Consider the following 21,066-nt stretch of genomic DNA (forward strand, 5'->3'; position numbering starts at 1 on the left):
ATGTGTACAAAGGAAAATTGAGAATTAAAATTTTCAACTTAGAAATAAAAGAAAAAAAACACTTATTCTGTACTCAAAAATATTTATAAAATTATAGGTAGGAATTTGTTAAAATGAGAATTTCATTGAAATAAATAAAAATAAAATAAGAATACGGCATTCAATGCTTTTTCAAGATTATTTAACTATAAATATTTAAATTAATATCATTAAATTTAATTAACAATTTTGAGAATTTATATGTGGTTAAATAAAATGATAAAAAAGTAATAGAAAATAAATATTAATCTTTAACTTATAAAAAAGATAATCCTTTTAATTGTAAAAGCCTCATCTCATCATTTATTGTTTTTCTGTCAGATATTTCCAATATCTTTTTGGCATATGTTGTTTTTGATTCTTTAGATTAATTCGTTCTTTAATGGTTAACGCCTGATAGTATTTTTTCCATGATTCCTGAAAGAGTACTTCTTTAGAATCCAATAAACTTTCATTGATTGAATCTTTGCTGAAATATTCATTATCTCTTTCTAGCGTCATTTGAATAACCTCTTTACTATCATAATAAAATCCATAATCACGTTTTAAATCATAAATAATCCAAGACTGAAAAGAAAATCGATCTTTAAAATGCGGAATAGCCAGCGGTAAACTATTGTAAATGGGATACACAGGAGCAAAATAGATTCCGTCTCTGGATTTTTTAAATCGAACAAATTGTTTCCAATTATATCCTTCTTTATAGACTTTTTTAGCTAAATTATGGGCTTGAATTATTACATCGTCACCAAAATCGGTATGACCGGCAAATTTGCTATCAATGGCTTTTTTAATATATTTAAATAGTAACCAATCTCTTTCATCTTGCTCCGACAGCCAAACTGCATGAATAATGTTAAGTGATTCTTTAGACATTTTTTTCTTTAGATAATTCCATACTTTTACTACAATCTCTTCTCTTGTTTGTATCTCTAATAATTGGTCGATAAATAAAGGAGGAATATCTCCTAATTTTATAAGCATCTCTGGAAATAATTTCTTTTGATATGCCTCAAAAATTACACATAAAAGCCCATCTAACGTCTTATCATAAGAAAATAGTATCATTATTTTTTTAAATTTTAAGGAAAAAATAAAGAAATCTGATTGGTGTTTTTAACAGTATTTTTTTTATTTACAAGAATTTTCTTTAAATAAGCAGGTGTAGTTTCATTAATGGTGATTCCTGAGGAATCTCTACATGTAATGAAATATTGCGCCCTTTTTATAATAACTCCGATTTTTTTTAGTTGATATAAATCTAATTTACCAAATTTCCGTGATGCTATAATTAATTTGGCTGACTTAATTCCTATACCAGGCACACGCAATATCTGCCGATACTCAGCATTATTAATATCAATAGGAAACATTTCGGGATGACGAAGTGCCCAAGCTAGTTTGGGATCCACATCTAGATCGAGATTAGGATTTTTTTCATCAATAATTTCTTCTGCCGAAAATTGATAAAATCTCATCAGCCAATCCGCCTGGTATAGTCTATTTTCCCTTACTAAGGGAGCTTGTTGCAAAACGGGAAGCCGAGTGTCATAAGAATTAACTGGTATGAATCCTGAATAGTAGACTCTTCTCATACTTGATTGCATATATAAAAGTGAGGAAACCCTTAATATATCTTGATCCGTCTCGTTGGTTGCCCCTATAATCATCTGTGTGCTCTGCCCTGCCGGAGTAAATCGGGGAATTGATTTATATTTTTTCTTTTCTTCCTTATATTCGAGAACTCCGTTCTGAATATATTTCATGGGGGCAAAGACGCTTTTGTGATCTTTTTCGGGGGCTAAAAATTTGAGGTTTTTCTCTGTAGGAATTTCTATATTCACGCTGAGTCTATCCGCATATAGTCCTGCTTGTGTTACTAATTCTTTACTGGCTCCCGGAATGCTTTTCATATGAATATAACCATTATATCTATGAACCGTACGCAATTCCTTGATTACCCGAATCATTCTTTCCATGGTATGATCGGGACTTTTAACTACTCCTGAGCTTAAAAACAAACCTTCTATATAATTTCTTTTATAAAATTCCAATGTTAGTTCAACCAGTTCTTTAACACTGAATGCAGTTCGTTTTATATCGTTACTTTTACGACTTATGCAATAGGCACAATCGTACATGCAATAATTGGTCATCATTATTTTCAGCAAAGAAATGCATCTTCCGTCATCGGTAAATGTATGGCATATTCCCGAAAAAGAAGTTGAGCCTATGCCCCCTGCTGCACTCTTCCTTCCAGCTCCGCTTGAGGAACAAGAAACATCATATTTGGCTGATTCTGCTAATGTTGCGAGCTTATTGATGATTTGTTCTTTCATACATAACAAAATTACTAATCCTATTTTTTTTTATGAAATTTCAAATCATAAAAGAAACATAAATATTTAATAAACAATAACTTAAATTAAAAATATTTCCGTAAGTTTCTAAAGGAAACCAAGGAATATTATATGCCTTAATTTTTACTTAATAGTGTACCATTTTAACATATATAAGCCTATAAGCAATCCTCTTAAAAATAATATATATCTGAAACGAGTTATTAAATAAATATTATAAAATTTAAGTAATTAATGATCATGCTCAGACTCTATCTCGCCGGATTGGAGATAGTATACTCCTTTTATCACCAATTCTTGCTGAGAATTGAAATTTAAAATCTCTATGAAATCATCATTTGATCTTCCTATTTTTATTTCTTTTCGTTCTACATGATTTCCTTTTTTTATAAAAATATATGATTTTTCGTCCTCTTCGAATACAGCCTCTTTAGGTACTGTTAGCACATCTTTAGATTTATTGATTATATAAGCATTTACAAATCTTTTCTCATAAAAATCAGTTGGTGGTAATTTCGTTTGAATATCTGCATGAACCTGTATGGTATTATTTTCGGTATTCGTTACTTTTCCTATAATATGAATTTTACTTTTAATTAAAGTTTCAATTTCAGGTAGAGTAAATTCTACAGCTTGCCCTACATATAAAGATGAGGCATATTTGGACGGAACGTTTAATTCAACATGCAATTTATCTTGATTTATTATCAAGAAAAGTTCATCGGCGGTACTTATTTGCTTACCGGGAGAAATTTCTTCTGCTTGTACATATCCACTTATAGGACTTAATATTTTTAATTCCGGATTAATTTTACCTGTCTTGATTATAAAATTTGGCATAAACCCTAATAAGTGTAGTTCTGATCTCAAGCTTTCATATTCTGCAGTTGAGACTTGATAGGCAGCTAGAGATTGTTCGTAAGATTTTTTACTGGTTGCATCTCCTTCTAATAATGTCTTTTTTCGCTGGTAATCTTTGTATGCTAAATTCATCGTATAATAACTTTCTAAAAATTGTTTTTGCAATGTTATAAATGAAGGGTTATTTATAGTTGCTAATTCTTGCCCTTTATGTACATAATCTCCGGTAATAAAATTTATTTTCTCAATAAATCCATCTATTTTACTGTGGATGGATGCTTTATTTTCTGGAAGAGCATGTATAATACCAGTAACCATTATTTTTGATTCAATGGAACGCAACTCTGCTTTGCCGAATTCTATCCCATTAGTTTTGATCATCTCATCGTTTAAAGTTATTTTGGAATGCTCTTGGATATCTTCTTGATAGTGCTCTTTATTTTTTGAGGAACATGAATAACAAAGTATTGTTACAGTGTAAAATATATTTATGTATGTTGATATTTTCATGATCGATAAATTAATTTTGTTGGGTTAAATAGTTAAGTTCAATCAGAGTTTGATTATAGGTATTTACTAAATCCAAATAGGTATTTTGCGACTCTAAAGAGGATCTTAATATGCTGCAATATTGCAGGTAGTCAATTTCTCCGTAACGATATTTTATGTCTGCTATTCCGATCATTTTTTGTGAATCTTCGAGATGGGAAGTTCCAAATATGTTTAATTCATTATTAATCAGTTTCTGCTGCTCTTTTAGCTGCTTTATCCTTAAGTTTATACTTCGTTTGGTTTGTTCTTTCTGATATTCGACATTTTTATTTTCCAATAAGGTTTGTTCTTTCAGCTTTTTATAATCATTATTAAATAAGGGGATGTTTACGCTAACTACTCCTGCATAGTAGCTGTAATTATTTTCTATGCTTTGCATCAATCCTCCAATGGATAGTTCCGGTAATCTTTTGGATTTTTCCCAAGCTAACATTTTATTGTTGTGCTCCTTTTCTTTTTCAAATTCATACAAATATTTATAATTTATACTGTCTGAAATAGAATTATTCTGCATTTGGTGGAATCTCTCCAACGGCTCTAATTTTTCATTCGCATTTATTCCACATAAGTTATATATATTATTTTCAATGTTTATATTTTCTTGTTCATTTATGATCTTTTGCTGTATTATTTGTTCCAACTCTGCCTTAAAAAATTGTTTTTCCATATAATCTGTTTCTCCTTTTTCATAACTAAACTGAGCCTTTTTTAGTCCTTCTTTATATAAGGAATCCATTTGGGTAAATAATTTTCTTTTTTCAATAAGGTAAACCCATTGGTTATATAGTTGTTCGAGATGAAAAATTATTATGTGTTTTTGTAAGGAAGATTTTGCCGTTAACCATTCTACGCGACTATCCATAAAATTCTTCTTTTTTCCATATGAAAATAGATTTCCAAAATCTTGGCCGATTTCCCATTGATAATCTGATTCTCTACTGTTAAATTGCCCATATCCTACCTTCATTGAAGTCGAATTGAGCGAATAAGCATATTTCTTTTCCAATTTTTCTTTTTGAATCTGTAATTCTCTAGTTTTCAATTCAATATTTTCTTTATAAGCCAGATCTATAAGATTGGAAAGCGATACTTTTGTTTGAGCTTTTCCTGAATATATGCTTCCTAAAAAAATTACTATCGAAATGATTATTTTAGGATTTATCTTCTTTTTAAACCTCTTATTTTCTAAAATGTAATATAAGGCCGGGACTATTAATAAAGTTAATAAGGTAGATGTAAACAACCCTCCTATTACTACGGTAGCTAAAGGTCTTTGTACTTCAGCACCATTAGATGTTGATAAAGCCATAGGAAAAAAGCCTAGGGTAGCCACCATTGCAGTCATAAACACAGGTCGTAATCGATTTTCCCCCCCTACTTTTATTATTTCCTGAAGAGAAGTATATTTACCTGAATTTTTTAAGTAATTTAATTCACTTACCAAAACTATTCCGTTTAGAACGGCAACGCCGAAAAGGGCTATAAAACCAACGCCTGCCGAAATACTAAAAGGCAGCCCTCTTATCCACAATGCAATAATTCCTCCAATCGATGCTAAAGGGACTGCTGAAAAAATCAATAGCGCATCTTTAATACTCTTAAAAGTTATATATAAGAGTAAGAGTATTATGGATAAAGCAATAGGAATTGCAATGCTCAGTCGTGAAGAGGCTTCTTTAAGATTTTTAAATGCTCCTCCATATTCAATTCTATAACCGGGAGGCAATTTGATGGAGGTGTTTAACCTTGATTGAATATCTTGAACTAAGGATGTTATGTCTGTTTCACGAACATTTATCCCAATATTTATTTTTCTTTGCGCTTGTTCTCTTGAAATTAGCATAGGCCCGGTCTCATATTTTACGGATGCTACTTCAGAAACTGGAATTAGATTTTGAGTAGCGGTACGTACATGTAATTGTTCTAAACTCAAATTTTTTCTATATTTTTCATCTAAACGTATTACTAAATCGAAACGTCGTTCTCCTTCTACAATAGTCCCTGCTTTTAAGCCCGCCACTGAAGATTGTATGATTAGATTTAACGTGTTTACATCTAATCCATATTGGGCTAATTTGTTACGATCATAGGTAATTTCCATTTGCTTGAGACCTTCTGTTTGTTCTACTTTTACATCCGATGCTCCTTCTATTTTTTTTATTATTTGTGAAGCTCGATCTGCTATTTTTTTTAATTCTACCGCATCTTCTCCGAATATTTTAATTACAATATCCGCTTTTGCTCCTGTCATTAATTCATTAAATCTTAACTGAATGGGTTGAGAAAATTCAAATGAAGCGCCTAACACTGATGACAGCTTATCTTTGATTTTATTAGCCAATTCTTCTTGTGTTTGAGCTGAAACCCATTTATCTTTTTCTTTTAAAATAATCATGATATCTGAATCTTCTATTCCCATAGGATCAGTAGGAACTTCGGCGGTTCCTATTTTTGATATCACATGAATAACTTCTGGAAAATTATTTTTTATAATTTTTTCTATTTTATTGGTAGTCTTAATACTTTCCTTTAAGGAACTCCCGGGCTGAATGCTCATTTGCATAGCTATGTTTCCTTCCTGTAAGGTGGGAACAAACTCAGCCCCCATATTTTTGAAAATAAATATGGAAAAAAGCCAAATTATTAGGACTACACCTACTACTTTATAAGGTATTTTTAATACTTTCTCCAATATAGGGAGATAAACTGATTTTAGTTTATCCATAATTTTATCTGCATAAGTTATTTTATATACAATATCTTTTTTTATAAAAAGTGTTGTCATTACAGGTACATAGGTTAAGGAAAGCAGTAGTGCTCCAAGTATAGCAAAACTTACAGCCATAGCCATAGGCCTAAACATTTTGCCTTCAATTCCCGTTAAAGACATTACCGGAATAAAAACCAATATGATTATCAGAATTCCAAATGCTGCCGATTTATAAATTTCTCCTGTAGTTTTACCTACAATTCCATCTAATTGTTTTTGGGTGATATTTTTTCCTAAGTATTTTGTATGCAAGACATAAATAACAGATTCTACAATAATAATAGCACCGTCTACAACAATACCAAAATCTATTGCTCCTAAAGACAGCAAATTGGCAGACACTCCAAAAATGTTCATCATTATTAAGGCAAATAATAAGGAAAGTGGTATGATTGAGGCTACGATAAGACCTGCTCTTATATTTCCCAATAAAATAATCACAACAAAAATTACTATTATTCCGCCTTCAATTAAATTTTTTTTAACTGTTGAAATAGTTTTTTCAATGAGATGGGATCTATCTAGATATATATATATTTCTAAACCTTCAGGTAAGGTGGTCTTAACTTGATTAATCCTTTCTTTTACGTTTCGGACAGTCTTATAGGAATTTTCTCCTTTCAACATTAAAGTTATTCCTCCAACCACTTCTCCTTTTCCGTCCATGGTCATTGCTCCGAATCTTTGGGCGGATGCATAGGTTACTTCCGCTATATCTGATATTTTTATGGGAACTTGTTCCTTTACTGCTACTACTATATTTTTTATATCTTGAAGGTTTTTTAACATTCCGTTTGTTCTGATATAAAATAAATTGTGCTGTTTTTCAATATATCCTGATCCTGAATTTTGATTATTTTTTTCCAGCGCATTATAAACTTCTTCTAAGGTAATTCCATAGCTTTGTAATACAATAGGATCAATTCCTACTTCATATTCTTTTACTTTTCCTCCGAAACTTGAAATTTCAATGATACCCTCAATTCCATTAAGCTGTTTTTTTATTATCCAATCCTGAATTGTTCGTAAATCTTCCAAAGTGTAATCCGATTCAAAACCAGGCTTAACTTTAATTACATATTGACAAATCTCTCCTAGCCCTGTAGTTATAGGCATTAGTTGTGGTTCACCTATTCCGTTAGGAATTTCATTTTTAGTGATATCTATTTGTTCTTTTACTAATTGTCTTGCTCGTAGTACTGGAATATTTTCTTTAAATACTACAGTTATTATGGATAAGCCAAATCTTGATATAGATCTTACTTCAATCGCTCCAGGTATATTCCTTAATTCTGATTCCAGAGGTATGGTTATTAATTGCTCGACTTCTTGTGGGGCTAATGTGGGAGAGGTAGTAACTACCTGTACTTGATTATTGGTAATGTCGGGAGTAGCGTCTATAGGTATGGTCTGTATCGAATACAAACCACCTATTAGTAAAGCTACTACACCAATGGCTACCCATAATTTATATTTTATTGATAACTCAATTATAGCTTGAAACATGTTTTATTATTTTTTAATTATGTATAAAATGATATTATTACATTTTTAGCTTTCTAAAAAAAATTTACATAATTTCCAATCACCGATCTTCATTCTATAGATCTGTGTCATATAAATGAAGATTTATTATTTGTTGTAGCAATTATTATTTTAGAAGTAAAATTTATATTCTATTTAATTTACTCCTATTTCTAAATGGATAATTATGAAATTTTTAAATAAATGTAAAAGGAGGAGCCCTTAAAGGATTTTCTAACTGATTTTCAGTTGAAGTATTTGAAAAGGTATAATAATGTTTTACATGTTTTTTTTCCGGATTTTTTAAACAAAAGTTAACGTTTAAAAAAAAATCGGGATTTATAAAAATGAGTTTTTGAAAAATTTCATAGTCTGTAGTGGATAATTTGAATTCATCCAAATTATTTTCCCCTAGATCGATGTGTTTAATAAGATCCTCAAGCTGATTAAATATATTTGAAGATTGATTTTCTTCTGAATCAACAAAAATACAGTTATGAAGCGTAAATTCAAACTCAACCTTATGCTGATGCGGCACAAAGGCATGCACTACAATTAATAATGTAGCAAATATTATTGATATTTCCCTTATTAATTTCAATTATAACAAATATAAATATTTAATTTGTTAAAAGCTATATTTTATATCTTATTTTATTATAAGATAATTTTATATAGCGTTTTTATCTCCACTTATCGTTTTAAAAACAGTTCCTGCAATAATTATCATATCTAATAAAAAAGACCATTTCCTGACATAATACACATCTGCTATGATTCGTTTCTGCATATCTTCTCTAGAATTAATTTCTCCTCTAAAACCTTTTACTTGAGCCAAACCGGTAATTCCCGGCTTAACATAATGCCTTAGGCTATATTTTAATAATAAATCATTGTAATAGTTATCTTGAACGACCATGTGCGGTCGTGGCCCAACAACCGACATATTACCTTTTAAAACGTTAAAAAATTGAGGCATTTCATCTAAACTGGATTTACGTAATATACTTCCTAATTTTGTAATTCTCGAATCTCCTTTAACAGTTGCTTTAACATCATTATCAGAACTATCAATCATGGTTCTGAATTTATAACAGTTAAATATTTGTCCCCCAAATCCAACTCTTTTTTGAAGATATAGAACTGGTTTTCCTGAATCTAATAAAATAGCTAATCCAATGAGCGGAAACAGCCAACTTAAAATAAAAATGATTATAAAACTGGAAAAAATTATATCGAAACTTCTTTTTAAAATTTGATTCCAAATATCATCAAGTGGAAATTTTTTAAATAAAAGTATTGGAAAAGTATCATAATACTCCAATTTTAAACCATAAAAAGAACCATATGCTGCGCTAGGAATAAATCTTATTTCAATATGCAACTTTTGGGCTAATACTACAAGGCTATCATGAATTTCAAGAGATAATTTTCCATTTAGAGAAAAAAATACTATTTGAACTCCTTCTTCTAATATAAAATATTTTAGTCTTATCAAATCGAATTTGTAGACTTTTTTTTGTTCATTGTCTTGAATATTTGAGAAAAAACATCCACAATTCATAAATCCATAATCCTTTCTTTTAGATAATAATTTAATAAAAGAACGTGTATTTTTATTTTCATCTACAAAAATTACTTTTCTATAATTACCTCCTAGCCTTCTATATATTTTTAATAATAAAAAAAGTAAAGCTCGAGCACCACATGTAAATGTAAATAGTAATAATAAAAAACATATTGTAATTCTATTTGAATATAAATCATCTTTTTTTAAACCCGACACAGCAAAAATTATGATACTAAATAAAATAATTTGGTGTAATGTAATTTTAATAATTGCTATAAAACTCGTAACTCTATCTACAGCATATAAACCAGTTTTTAATGAAATAAAATACCAGCTCATTAAAAATAATATTAATGCTTTATAATGAGCTAATAATAGATTATTTAATGAAATCCCATAAATACCTAAATCATTATATTGAATAGCTAAAAAACAAAAGAATAAAATAATTATAAAAATCAAATCTAATAAGAGATGAAGAAGAAAACTATTCTTTAAATACCTAACATACCTCATATACAATTACACTTTACTTCAAATAAAAATTTATTATGATGAATTTATATAAATATTTAATTTTATAAAATTAGTTATTTTTATACATATAAATATTTTTTATTTTTCTGTTTCAAATTATATAATTATTATATGCTAATTATTTAAATAATATTAAAATTAAATTTTATTTTTTTATAGATTAGAATTAATAATAATAGTTATAAATAAATAAATAACAACATTAAAAAGATGTAAATATAAAAGAGCATTTCGGAATAAGATTATTTATATTTAATTATTTCATATATTTATATAGTTAGATCATTTTTTTTTTATATTAAACATTAAAAAATTTATAAACTCTTAAATAATGCAAAAGATCAAAGTTTTACATGTAGTCGAATCTCTTGGAGGAGGTGTATTTACTTATATAAAAGACTTAACATTTTTTTTTAGAAAGCATAATACTTTATTTGATACGACAGTTGCATATTGTAATAAACGCCCCGAAGTTTCTAATTTAAATTTAAAAAAAGAATTATCTAATGGAGTTTCATTAATTGAAGTGGATATAAATAAAGAAATTTCGTTAAGGGATTTTAAAAGTCTTTATGACATAATAAAAATATACTATTCTTTACAACCTGATATCATACATCTACATTCATCTAAAGCAGGTGTTTTAGGAAAATTTGCCTCTCTATTTTATAGGAAAGCAAAAGTTTTTTATACTCCACATGGATACTCTTTTTTAAGAAAAGATATTATGTCTACCAAAAATAATTTTTTTTATTATATAGAAAAATATACAACCAAGTTCCTGGGAGGTACTACAATTGCTTGTGGAGATAGTGAATATGATTTAGCAAAAGAATTAGGAAAAGCCTTATTGGTGAGAAATGGGATAAATGTCCCCTATATATTAAATAAACACAAGTCAGAAAAATTATGTAATAACCGTATAGTCATAGGTACAATTGGAAGAATAGCCCATGTCAAAAATCCTGATCTATTTAATAAAATTGCATTAAATAATCCTGATCTTGATTTCTTATGGATCGGTGATGGTGACTCGAAAGAAATACTAAATGCACCAAATATTCATGTAACCGGCTGGCTAAATAGAGAAAAAATATTTGAACATTTAAATAAATTGGACATTTATATTCAAACTTCATTACGAGAGGGATTACCAATTGCTCCTTTAGAAGCAATGATATTTCAAAAACCTGTCCTAGCAACAAATACATTTGGAAATAAGGATGTTGTTACTCACGAGAAAACCGGATTCCTATTTACTAATGAAAATGATGCCCAAAAATATATAAATATTTTAAAAGATCTAAAAATCTGCAAAAAGATGGGAAAAGCAGGAATGGAAAGATGTATGGAATATTTTGATTTAAATAAAAATTTCATCTCTTTATTAAATATTTATCTTGATTGCTTACATAAAGATATCCGAAAAGACTAATAAATATACAACTATATACCGTCCCATCGAAACGTATTAAGAAATCATCGGTCATATTAGACACTATAAAGGATAAAGAATAATAAATTATCAAAGAATTATGTATTTTACATCCTATGTAAAATGGTATGATCATATACAAAATCAGCAATATTAATCCAATTATTCCAAATTTCACCAAATAATCTAAATATTGATTATGAACAGGAAATTTGTATTTAAACAAAAACATTTGATCGGTTTCATAGTAATATTCAAATAATTTTCTTTTTCCATCCGATGCTCCCACTCCAACGCATAAATTCCTTTTTGATAGATTAATAGCCGACCTCCAAATACTTAATCTTGTTACTAAAGAATTATAAATTTCACCTTCTGGATTTTCAAAATCATCAAGTCTCCCAATCTTATCTAAATTTCTAAAAGAAACAGTTGTGTATTTTTGTATTATATATGGAAAAAAATTTATAAATAATACCACAAAAATTGATATTAATGTTGTAATAAAAAATATTCTTTTAGCTGTAAAACTGAATTTATACTTATAAATAGTAATAAATAATGAACCCAATATTGAACAAAAAACTGCCATTCTTGTATTTATTAAGAAGACAAAATTTATTAAAATTATATATACAAGACAATCAAAAAATTTTTGATTTTTTTTCTTTTTTACATTATTAAAAAAAACATATAGCGAGCAAATTGAACAAAATGAAACAATTAAATTGAGTGCAGGTGCATGATTATGATATATACTTCTTGAAAAACTATATCCCATATCCCATACATCTATCCCATTTAAATAATTTTCAATATTTTTATTAAAAAAGATTATATAGTTAATTAAAAAACAAATCAGAGTTATACACATTATTTTTGTCCAATAATTGATTATTTTAAAAACGTCAATCTTAAATGGAGAAGAAAGTATAAAAAAAGGTACAAATAAATATATAATTTTTTTTTCTAATGACTTAAATCCATAATATACATAATCATTATTCCAAAACATTAATACTTCTATTAGAAATGGAATCGAAATTAAGAGAGTCAACCAATGAAATTTAATTTTAAATTTCAATTTGATAAAAATATAAATTTGAAAAACGATATATAATATTATCAGAAATGTACAAATCGGTCTAAATATAATCGTACTTAAAATTAATATTAACAAAATAAAATTTATCTTTTCAAGTTTTTGATTTATTAGCATCATAAAATAAAATAAAATAAATTAGAGGGAATATGCCTGCCTTATGTCTTATAGATGAACCCAAGTCAGGTTCAAATAATCCCTGAACGATAAAAAAAGTAAATGTGATATAAAACGCCCAATTAATATTGTTTTTTTTGTTATATTTTAAACTATTTTTAAATCGTATTGATAAATATATAAATAACATTAATTGCCATAGTGAAAAGATTACTATTTGAGGTGAACGGGAAAAAATTGAATTAATGGGAAAATTAACTACCATAAAACCATATAAGATAGATACAGATTCCCCATACCAAGTATTTGTGGGGAGTGGCGGAATTATAGCAGATCTTGATTCATTTTTTATCTCAGGATGTTCTAAACGCATTTTATTCAATTCCGTTCTGTTTTTATCCGACATATATCCTCCTTTGATAACCCCATGAGCTATACTTAAAAAAATAATAAATACTAATCCATACAGTATAATTGTATATATACTATTAATTTTTATAAGACGTAAAATACTGAATAATATAGATAATATTAAAACTATAATATAATAGGTTCTAAAAATTAATGAAAAAATTATAAGCAAAAGGCATATAATAATTCTATTCCTTAAAATATGTTTTTGTTTCTTAATTATTACAACTAATAAATAAAAAAATAAAAAATTAATAAATTCTTTTGTTTGCATTGATAAATAGATTCCTAAAATGAAAAATGCAAAATACATAAGAACATTATTTACCCTTATTCTATCGAAATTAATAGGAACACATATTTTTAACAAAATACTAATTATAATTGGATATTGAATTATAGCAACCAAAGGAAAAGGTAACCATCTAAGCCCAGTGATTGAATAAAAAAAAATTGAAAACTGGAAACTTCCTACAATTCCTTTCACATTCCATGGATTGTTAATAATGGTTAAGGCATCTGAAAAGTATTTTTTTGGAAGTAAATAACTGCTTAGCACGGCTAAAATTATTCCTAAAATTGCAAAGCTGTAAAAAACTAGTTTACTTTTAGTTACTATTAAGTTATTCATTATCAATTAAAAATTTGAATATTTGTAAAGAAACATTATTCCAACTAAGGGTTTCTTTCTTTTTATGCATTTGATTAATTAAAAAATTTCGTTTGTTATCATCATGAATCAAACTTAATAAACCTTTTTTTAATGAATCTTTATTGGGTTCAACCCATATACATTCATCTTCATTTAACTGCTCGTGTAACCCTCCTACATTGGTACAAATCATCGGCAATTCTGAACTTATCCCTAAAGTTATAACACCAGATTGTGTAGCTTCTAAATAAGGAAGAATTAAAATATCAGCCCAATTTAACAGTTCGCCAATTTCTAAATCTGAAAGATATTTATCTTGTATTTTTAATTTATGTGTATTTTTAATTTTTAATTCATAATTACTCTTTCCTGCTATGATACATTCTTCTATATTTTCATCAATTTCTTCAATAACTTCGGAAAGAAGTTCAACTCCTTTATAACGGCTAATTCTACCTAAAAAAAGTAGATTTTTACCTCTATTAATTTTTATGGATGATTGATATATATATTTATTTTCAATTAAACCATGAGGTACAATTATATAGGGTTTTATAAGTTTTAAAGAATTTTCAACACTTGTTTTTACATAATTAGTTAAATATATCAATTGGGTACTATATTTAATATTCAAATTTGAATATTTTTGAATTAAATAGCCATTTTCTCCCTTATGTAAAACCCCATCATGTACAGTCAATATAACCTCCCGCCCCAACATTCTGAATAAAAAAATAAAAGGTAAATTCCACATATGAAAATAAGGCAAGTATAATGCTTTATATTTCTTTATAATTCTTGGCAAAAGAATTATTATATAATAGGGAAGAATAAATGTAGTATTTAATATAAATGAAATGGATGACTTGTAAGTTTTAATAAACTTTTGCTCGGGTATTCTAAATCCTTCAACTACGTATTTAGATTTATAGTAATCAAAAGCCTGTTTTGGGAAATGTAAAACTATATTATCAGAATACACAGGTAAGCTGCCTGTTCTACCTAAAGATAAAATCATAATTTTATTTTTCATTTCAAATTAATTTGTATTCCAAATATTATTTTAAATACCATAATTACTCTATCCCATTGATTCCGCTTTATTCTATTTATTATAATGGGAATAAAACTTAAATACACTGTCGGCAAATGATAAAATTTCAAATTTTTCTTTGCAAAAACTATTTTATTTTTCAGTAGATAATAATCTGAAAATATAGTTTTTGTTTTTCCTTCTTTATTACCTTTATCTATAGTAGTACCATGTTTATGATAAATGTATACACCTGTAAAAATTACTGATTCCCATGATTTTTTCTTTGCTCTAGAGGTATAATCCCATTCTTCAAAATATAAAAAATAATCTTCTTCTAATAATCCTACTTTATCAAAACATTCTTTTTTTATAAACATTGAGGCACCTATTGGTATGAGATCATATATATCTTCTTTAGAGATTTCCGAATACAGCAATCCTGCGTAAACAGGAAAAGTATGTGCCAACCAATTATTATATTCATTGGCTACACACTGCAATTTATCACAAAAATCATAATAACACAATGAATTACCAATTATACCCACCTTGTTTTTTAAAATACTCAATTTACCTGTTATATCATATAAAAAATTAGTAGGAACTACTGTATCGTTATTTAATAACCAAATATAATCAAATTTATCTTGATTTTTAAGATATTTTAAAACAACATTATTTGCTGCAGAAAAACCTTTATTTATAGCACTTCGAATAAAAATTATTTTTTGATTTATTGAATTTTTATATTCAATTTCTTCCTCTTTAAGAAATAGTATATCTTTACTTGATTTATAGGAAAACGGAAATACAATATTTGGAAATTTAGTTTGGATAGGTATGGGAATATTCTGACTCCATTTTTTAAACATTTCATAATCTTCATTTTTTAATGAATTATCAACTATAAATAATTGAAAATTTTGATATGAAGATTTGAGAATAGATTCCAAACATTCAATTGTATCCGGATATCTATTATAATTGACTATTATAATTTTATATATCAATTTGATTCTATAAATTTTATTAAAATACTTAAATTTTTCTGCCAAGAATTATCTGAATGATCCTTATTAGGGAAATTTATAAAATAATCATTATCATTAATTATTTGTTCTAAAATAAAACTTAATTCTTCATGATTATTTTGATCTATTATTATTCCGAAATTATTATTCCTATTGATAGTTTCTTTTGCACCACCGACATTTGTTGAAATTATATAATTATTAAATCTATATGCTTCAGAAAAAACCATCGGATAACCTTCACATTTTGAAGTTAATACAAAAACTTTCGCTTTATTATAATATTCCCATAAAGTAATTTTTTCAAGAATAGGACCAGTAAAAATCACTTTATCTTTTAATACAGGATTTTTATTATAAAATAATTTTATTTCTTTTTTGAAATCATTTTCTATTGAGCCAATAAAGTAAAATTTCCAATTTTTTAAATTAGGTAGTTTTTCAATTGCGTTTAAAAACATTTGTGTATTTTTTTCAACTGTTCCTAATCGCCCAACGGTTATAAATACATTTTCTTTTTCATTAAAGGATCTAACATTAATTGATATTTTTTTTAATGCTTCTTCATCAAATCCATTTTCTACATAAAAAATTTTTTCAGGTATATTTAAATTATCCTTCCACAATTTATAAGCTTTTAATGTTTCCAAGGAAATAAAATCACTTTGACTGAGTAACTTCTCATATAATATATTTTTAATAAATGAGGGCCTTTTTATTACTTTCAAAAAATCATTCCCACTATCTATTTTTAAATAAAATTTACCCTTTGGATTTACTATTTTGTATATAGCACACAATATTGCGCTTTTAGATCTAAAGTGAAAAGACATTAATAAATCTATATTTTTCCCATTAAGAATAACATAAAATAAAGATGATATAAAAAATGATATATTTTGTACTTTTTTTAGATGAAAAATATTTTTTAATGGAAATAATTTTACTCCCATATATTTTTTACCAAATAAATTATTAGTCTTCGTTTTTTGGTAAACTATAGTTACTTCAGTATTCAGCCCCTTACCTAAATAATAAGGTACCTGAAATACATCTTTTCCCAAATGTTCTTTTTCTAAGTGAGAAAATATTAAAGTTAAATTTTTAATTTCCATCTACTCAATATCATATTAACATAAACAATAACATTGATTCCTATAAAAGGAGAGGTTGTTAAGATAATTATCGTCATTATCCCTATTTTCAATAAAAGTGAAATATATATGTTATCTGAAATAATAAAAATATTAATAATCTCAGCCATTATTATTAATAGAAATAATATTACGATTGATTTAATAATATATATAAATATTTTATTTTTATTCCTGATATTAATTAAATAAATCATTATAAAAAAAGTTATTAAATGGAATATTCCCATGGAAATGGGAAATATAGATTGGTTATAAATTTTATAAAAAAGGCAATTAAATATGATAATTCCAATCTGAGTGATAACACCTAACAATGCTTGTAGCTTATTTTTTGTTTGAGATATCATTACAGGAGATATATAAACATACAAACAAATAAAAATAAACGAAAGCGAATATAACTTTGTTAAATGTGTAATTTGCTCAATGTCACTACTTGTTATTGCCCCTCTTTTAAAAAATATATAATTAATTTCATATGCATTTATATACAATAAGGGAACAAAAAAACTCAATATGAAAACTATAAATTTTAAATAAGAATAAAATGAATGATTATACACATCCCATTCTTTTCTATAATAGTTTTTCGTAAGTTGGGGAATTATTGCCGTTAAAATAATGTTAGTAAATACAACCTGAAATAATAATGTAAACTTTTGAGCATAATCAATCATTGAAATTATACCTATACCAATTCTGTTGGATAAACCTTTTTCAATCAACGAGTTTATTTGTCCTATAAAATAGGGAAAGTAAAATGGGGTTCCAAACCATATAAAATCCTTTGCTTTTAGTACAAATTTATTATCCCATCTAATTATAGGCAATATTTTATTCTTTTTAAGAAAAAATATAATAATTACAGATAGAGTTATTAAATTAAAATATTGTCCTAAGTATAGAGAAACAACACCAACATATTTCGTCCCAAAATAAATTATTACTAAGTTACCTATAGATGTAAAAAAAGCTGTTATTTCCGGTACGTAAAATATATTATTAGCATTTAAAATTCCAATACCTATTGAAGAAAATTGTGTAAACAAAATACTATAAAGTAAAATATTAATGTAGGTATAATATCTATTCAAAAATAAATCCCCTACACTAAACAAATTTTGAATTATAGATTTACCAAAAAAGAAAAAAATTATAATTAATATTATTATAAATAAAATATAAATAACTAATAAAGAGCCTGTTTTAACCAATGCTGAATGAAGGGACTCTTCTTCCTTTATTTGAATAAATTTTATCTTGAAAACATCTGATATAGGATTAAAAAAAGAATTATTTATATTAACTATAAATCCTGAGGTAATTACCCATATGTCTCTATTTATTGACAACCCGAAAAATTCTGCAGATACACTTACTATTAATAAATTTATAATAAGAGTAAATGCTTTTATAACAAAAATGTTTAAACTAATTCTTCGTGATGAAATCGCCATATTATTGAATATATTACCAGCCAAAAAGTATTATTTCATTTAAAATATTGCATTAAAAATGTTATGCTTTTTTTACTCTTAATATAAAAATGTTTCAAAGTTGAAAATTATTTACTAAGGCTAAAATAAAGTTTGATTTCTTGTCGTTAGATTGAGTTTTTAAAAGATAAATAAAAACTCTTAATTATAATATAATTAAGAGTTTTTAGAATATAATTATTTATTTACTTTTTTGTGCTGTTTTAATGCCTGAATCATTCCACCATTTTCCATCCGAAGTTCTAACAAACACATCTCCTGTTTTAGTGTCGAAAACATAAGTTCGCAAACCATCCGGGCCTTGCAATACCTGAAACGAATATCTATTAGCTGGAGCTATTTCTTGCCCATTAGCTGGTTTATCGCAACTTATAAATAATAGTAGCATTAGTCCTAAGATTGAACTTGAGATAATTTTTATCATAACATTTTTATACAAATATAGATATTTTTATATTATATAAGCACAATTTGCAAACATTTCTTTTAAACTATCTTTCCATTCAGGAATTAAAATACCAAAAGTCGTTTTTATCTTAGTTTTATCCAATAGACTATATTCGGGACGCTTGGCGGGAGTAGGATAATCGGAAGTTGATATAGGATTAATTTTAATCTTAGATTTACTTATTTTCTTTATTTCTTCACTAAATTGATACCATGTACATTCTCCTTCATTAGAAAAATTATAAATTCCATAAGCTCCTATATCATTTTGAATTATAGTAAGAAGAGCATCTGCTAAATCCAACGCATTTGTTGGTGAACCTATTTGATCATTTATAACATTTATTTCTTCTTTTTCTTTAAATAATTTCAACATCGTTTTAACGAAATTATTTCCATAGGGAGAATATAACCATGAAGTTCTTATAATATAGGTTTTAGAATTATAATATTGTGCGATTAGTTCTCCATTTAACTTAGTTTTACCATAAACACCCAAAGGTGCTACCGGATCATCTTCTTTTCGTGGTACGGATTCTTCGCCTGAAAACACATAATCTGTGGAAATATGTATAAAAGTTGCTTTTTGAAAAGCACTTGCTTTTGCTAAATATTTTACAGAATCTGCATTTAATCTTTCTGCCATTTCTATATCCGACTCTGCTTTATCAACAGCCGTATAAGCGGCACAGTTTATAACATAATCAAATTTATTTGAAAAAAAATAAGTCTTTACAAACATTTCGTCTAATACATCCAACTCTTGAATATCTGTAAATACAAAACTGTAATTAACAAGAGGCTTATCCTTTACTCTTTGCTTAATTGATCGACCCAACTGCCCATCTCCTCCTGTTACTAAAATTTTTTTCATGCTTTAAAATAAATCAATAGGTTTCAAGTTGTTAAATGAAATAGCATTCAAATCTTTTTCTGAAAGAATTTCTTTTCCTTTCTCAATTTTCCAATCTATATTTAAATACTTATCTAAAGGGTTAACACTAATTTCACTTTCTTTATTATAAAGACCTTCACATTTATATGCAAAAATAACTGTATCTGATAAAACTGAAAATCCGTGTAAAAATCCTTTCGGAATAAATAATTGTCTCTTATTTTTTGAAGATAATTCTACAGAAACATATTGTCCATAAGTCGAAGAATCTTTCCGTGCGTCTACCGCTACATCTATTACTTTTCCTTGTAACACATATACTAATTTAGCTTGGGAATAAGGAGGTAATTGTTGATGTAATCCTCTTATAACTCCGAAAGTCGATTGAGAAACATTATCCTGGACAAAATCGGGGGTATAACCTAATTTTTTAGTGAATTTTTCACGATTAAACGTTTCCATAAAGAAACCTCTGGAATCTTCAAAAACCTGAGGTTCTATAATATAGCATCCTTTAAGTTTAGTTTCAGTTACAGTCATTTATATTGTTAAATTATTTTTTATTTTGCTTTCTTAAACTTTCTACTCTTTCTTCAAACAATTTTTCAGGTATATTCACAAATATCTCTTCAAATAATTTCATAAAATGTTCTGGCTGTACTTCCGATTTTCTAGTAGTTAAATTAAAATATATTAAAGTTACCCATAATGTAGCATGTGTAATACTTTTATCTTTATTCAGCATTAACACTTCTACAGTATTAGTTCTATCTGTATACTTTATTATTTTACTTGTAATTACAACATCTTTATTATACTTAACTTCTTTTATGTACGCAATTTGGTTTTGCAATGCAACCCATAAACATCCTGTATTTTTAGATTGTTCAAAATTATCTAGTTGATAATTTTGTAGACAATGATCTTCTCTCGCATTAAGCATATAATCAAAATATCGAAGATTAGAAAGATGTCCTATAGGATCACAATCACTAAAACGCACTCTATAGATAGATTCAGGTTCTTTTATTTTCATAATATAAATTTATAATGAATTTAACATGAATTTATGCT

General features: G+C 26.9%; 17 protein-coding genes. 1 reads left to right on the forward strand and 16 read right to left on the reverse strand.

Features of this window, described 5'->3' with window-relative positions; genetic code table 11:
* Nucleotides 1-342: 342 nt before the first annotated feature.
* The 6 genes from Q0T35_RS01460 to Q0T35_RS01485 all read right to left on the reverse strand — a co-directional run bounded on the left by Q0T35_RS01460 (nucleotide 343) and on the right by Q0T35_RS01485 (nucleotide 10,192).
* Entirely contained in the window at nucleotides 343-1,107 is a 765-nt protein-coding gene (locus Q0T35_RS01460; protein ID WP_295840599.1) for a TIGR03915 family putative DNA repair protein, read from the reverse strand.
* Nucleotides 1,108-1,121: 14 nt separating this feature from the next.
* Complete coding sequence (locus tag Q0T35_RS01465; protein WP_295840602.1) at nucleotides 1,122-2,378, reverse strand: putative DNA modification/repair radical SAM protein; 1,257 nt, start codon at nucleotides 2,376-2,378, stop codon at nucleotides 1,122-1,124.
* A gap of 252 nt (nucleotides 2,379-2,630) precedes the next feature.
* Nucleotides 2,631-3,770: an efflux RND transporter periplasmic adaptor subunit gene (locus Q0T35_RS01470; protein ID WP_293918632.1), complete on the reverse strand. Its 1,140-nt coding sequence runs from the start codon at nucleotides 3,768-3,770 to the stop codon at nucleotides 2,631-2,633.
* Between the two features lie 10 nt (nucleotides 3,771-3,780).
* Nucleotides 3,781-8,088, reverse strand: coding sequence for a CusA/CzcA family heavy metal efflux RND transporter (locus tag Q0T35_RS01475; RefSeq protein WP_295840607.1), 4,308 nt, complete (start codon nucleotides 8,086-8,088; stop codon nucleotides 3,781-3,783).
* Between the two features lie 214 nt (nucleotides 8,089-8,302).
* Nucleotides 8,303-8,707: a hypothetical protein gene (locus tag Q0T35_RS01480; RefSeq protein ID WP_293919308.1), complete on the reverse strand. Its 405-nt coding sequence runs from the start codon at nucleotides 8,705-8,707 to the stop codon at nucleotides 8,303-8,305.
* Between the two features lie 69 nt (nucleotides 8,708-8,776).
* Nucleotides 8,777-10,192, reverse strand: a complete 1,416-nt coding sequence (locus Q0T35_RS01485) for an exopolysaccharide biosynthesis polyprenyl glycosylphosphotransferase (RefSeq protein WP_293919307.1) — start codon at nucleotides 10,190-10,192, stop codon at nucleotides 8,777-8,779.
* A gap of 352 nt (nucleotides 10,193-10,544) precedes the next feature.
* Between Q0T35_RS01485 and Q0T35_RS01490 the strand changes: the two genes are divergently transcribed.
* Nucleotides 10,545-11,648, forward strand: a complete 1,104-nt coding sequence (locus Q0T35_RS01490; RefSeq protein ID WP_295809833.1) for a glycosyltransferase — start codon at nucleotides 10,545-10,547, stop codon at nucleotides 11,646-11,648.
* On the opposite strand, the gene Q0T35_RS01495 is transcribed toward Q0T35_RS01490, so the two are convergent.
* The 10 genes from Q0T35_RS01495 to Q0T35_RS01540 all read right to left on the reverse strand — a co-directional run bounded on the left by Q0T35_RS01495 (nucleotide 11,590) and on the right by Q0T35_RS01540 (nucleotide 21,028).
* A complete protein-coding gene (locus tag Q0T35_RS01495; RefSeq protein WP_366937718.1) occupies nucleotides 11,590-12,870 on the reverse strand; it encodes an O-antigen ligase family protein in 1,281 nt (426 codons plus the stop codon). The genes Q0T35_RS01490 and Q0T35_RS01495 overlap by 59 nt on opposite strands.
* Nucleotides 12,845-13,909 carry a hypothetical protein gene (locus tag Q0T35_RS01500; protein WP_295840610.1) on the reverse strand — a complete coding sequence of 355 codons (1,065 nt, stop codon included), beginning with the start codon at nucleotides 13,907-13,909 and terminating at the stop codon, nucleotides 12,845-12,847. The genes Q0T35_RS01495 and Q0T35_RS01500 overlap by 26 nt, the downstream gene beginning before the upstream one ends.
* Nucleotides 13,902-14,963, reverse strand: coding sequence for a glycosyltransferase (locus tag Q0T35_RS01505; RefSeq protein ID WP_295840612.1), 1,062 nt, complete (start codon nucleotides 14,961-14,963; stop codon nucleotides 13,902-13,904). Before Q0T35_RS01505 ends, Q0T35_RS01500 begins: the two co-directional genes overlap by 8 nt.
* Complete coding sequence (locus Q0T35_RS01510; protein WP_295840614.1) at nucleotides 14,960-15,976, reverse strand: glycosyltransferase; 1,017 nt, start codon at nucleotides 15,974-15,976, stop codon at nucleotides 14,960-14,962. The genes Q0T35_RS01505 and Q0T35_RS01510 overlap by 4 nt, the downstream gene beginning before the upstream one ends.
* On the reverse strand, nucleotides 15,973-17,112 hold the full coding sequence (locus Q0T35_RS01515; protein ID WP_295840617.1) for a glycosyltransferase: 1,140 nt from the start codon (nucleotides 17,110-17,112) through the stop codon (nucleotides 15,973-15,975). The genes Q0T35_RS01510 and Q0T35_RS01515 overlap by 4 nt, the downstream gene beginning before the upstream one ends.
* Nucleotides 17,094-18,611: a lipid II flippase MurJ gene (locus tag Q0T35_RS01520; protein ID WP_295840619.1), complete on the reverse strand. Its 1,518-nt coding sequence runs from the start codon at nucleotides 18,609-18,611 to the stop codon at nucleotides 17,094-17,096. Before Q0T35_RS01520 ends, Q0T35_RS01515 begins: the two co-directional genes overlap by 19 nt.
* A 220-nt stretch (nucleotides 18,612-18,831) precedes the next feature.
* Nucleotides 18,832-19,074, reverse strand: a complete 243-nt coding sequence (locus Q0T35_RS01525; protein WP_293918957.1) for a hypothetical protein — start codon at nucleotides 19,072-19,074, stop codon at nucleotides 18,832-18,834.
* A 27-nt stretch (nucleotides 19,075-19,101) separates the two neighbouring features.
* Nucleotides 19,102-19,971: a dTDP-4-dehydrorhamnose reductase gene (gene rfbD, locus Q0T35_RS01530; protein WP_293918958.1), complete on the reverse strand. Its 870-nt coding sequence runs from the start codon at nucleotides 19,969-19,971 to the stop codon at nucleotides 19,102-19,104.
* Nucleotides 19,972-19,974: 3 nt separating this feature from the next.
* Nucleotides 19,975-20,532, reverse strand: coding sequence for a dTDP-4-dehydrorhamnose 3,5-epimerase (gene rfbC / locus Q0T35_RS01535; protein ID WP_293918959.1), 558 nt, complete (start codon nucleotides 20,530-20,532; stop codon nucleotides 19,975-19,977).
* A 13-nt stretch (nucleotides 20,533-20,545) separates the two neighbouring features.
* Nucleotides 20,546-21,028 carry a thioesterase family protein gene (locus tag Q0T35_RS01540; RefSeq protein WP_293918960.1) on the reverse strand — a complete coding sequence of 161 codons (483 nt, stop codon included), beginning with the start codon at nucleotides 21,026-21,028 and terminating at the stop codon, nucleotides 20,546-20,548.
* Nucleotides 21,029-21,066: the final 38 nt, after the last annotated feature.

Origin of the sequence: uncultured Apibacter sp. (assembly GCF_946479295.1) — a bacterium.
Taxonomy (GTDB): Bacteria; Bacteroidota; Bacteroidia; order Flavobacteriales; family Weeksellaceae; genus Apibacter.

Bases quoted from the DNA above. Each gene is read 5' to 3' on its own strand.
- Q0T35_RS01470 (WP_293918632.1), bottom strand. From the start codon at position 3,770: ATGAAAATATCAACATACATAAATATATTTTACACTGTAACAATACTT.
- Q0T35_RS01505 (WP_295840612.1), bottom strand. From the start codon at position 14,963: ATGAAAAATAAAATTATGATTTTATCTTTAGGTAGAACAGGCAGCTTA.
- Q0T35_RS01465 (WP_295840602.1), bottom strand. From the start codon at position 2,378: ATGAAAGAACAAATCATCAATAAGCTCGCAACATTAGCAGAATCAGCC.
- Q0T35_RS01495 (WP_366937718.1), bottom strand. From the start codon at position 12,870: ATGATGCTAATAAATCAAAAACTTGAAAAGATAAATTTTATTTTGTTA.
- Q0T35_RS01475 (WP_295840607.1), bottom strand. From the start codon at position 8,088: ATGTTTCAAGCTATAATTGAGTTATCAATAAAATATAAATTATGGGTA.
- Q0T35_RS01490 (WP_295809833.1), top strand. From the start codon at position 10,545: ATGCAAAAGATCAAAGTTTTACATGTAGTCGAATCTCTTGGAGGAGGT.
- Q0T35_RS01460 (WP_295840599.1), bottom strand. From the start codon at position 1,107: ATGATACTATTTTCTTATGATAAGACGTTAGATGGGCTTTTATGTGTA.
- Q0T35_RS01525 (WP_293918957.1), bottom strand. From the start codon at position 19,074: ATGATAAAAATTATCTCAAGTTCAATCTTAGGACTAATGCTACTATTA.
- Q0T35_RS01520 (WP_295840619.1), bottom strand. From the start codon at position 18,611: ATGGCGATTTCATCACGAAGAATTAGTTTAAACATTTTTGTTATAAAA.
- rfbD (WP_293918958.1), bottom strand. From the start codon at position 19,971: ATGAAAAAAATTTTAGTAACAGGAGGAGATGGGCAGTTGGGTCGATCA.
- Q0T35_RS01515 (WP_295840617.1), bottom strand. From the start codon at position 17,112: ATGGAAATTAAAAATTTAACTTTAATATTTTCTCACTTAGAAAAAGAA.
- rfbC (WP_293918959.1), bottom strand. From the start codon at position 20,532: ATGACTGTAACTGAAACTAAACTTAAAGGATGCTATATTATAGAACCT.
- Q0T35_RS01485 (WP_293919307.1), bottom strand. From the start codon at position 10,192: ATGAGGTATGTTAGGTATTTAAAGAATAGTTTTCTTCTTCATCTCTTA.
- Q0T35_RS01540 (WP_293918960.1), bottom strand. From the start codon at position 21,028: ATGAAAATAAAAGAACCTGAATCTATCTATAGAGTGCGTTTTAGTGAT.
- Q0T35_RS01500 (WP_295840610.1), bottom strand. From the start codon at position 13,909: ATGAATAACTTAATAGTAACTAAAAGTAAACTAGTTTTTTACAGCTTT.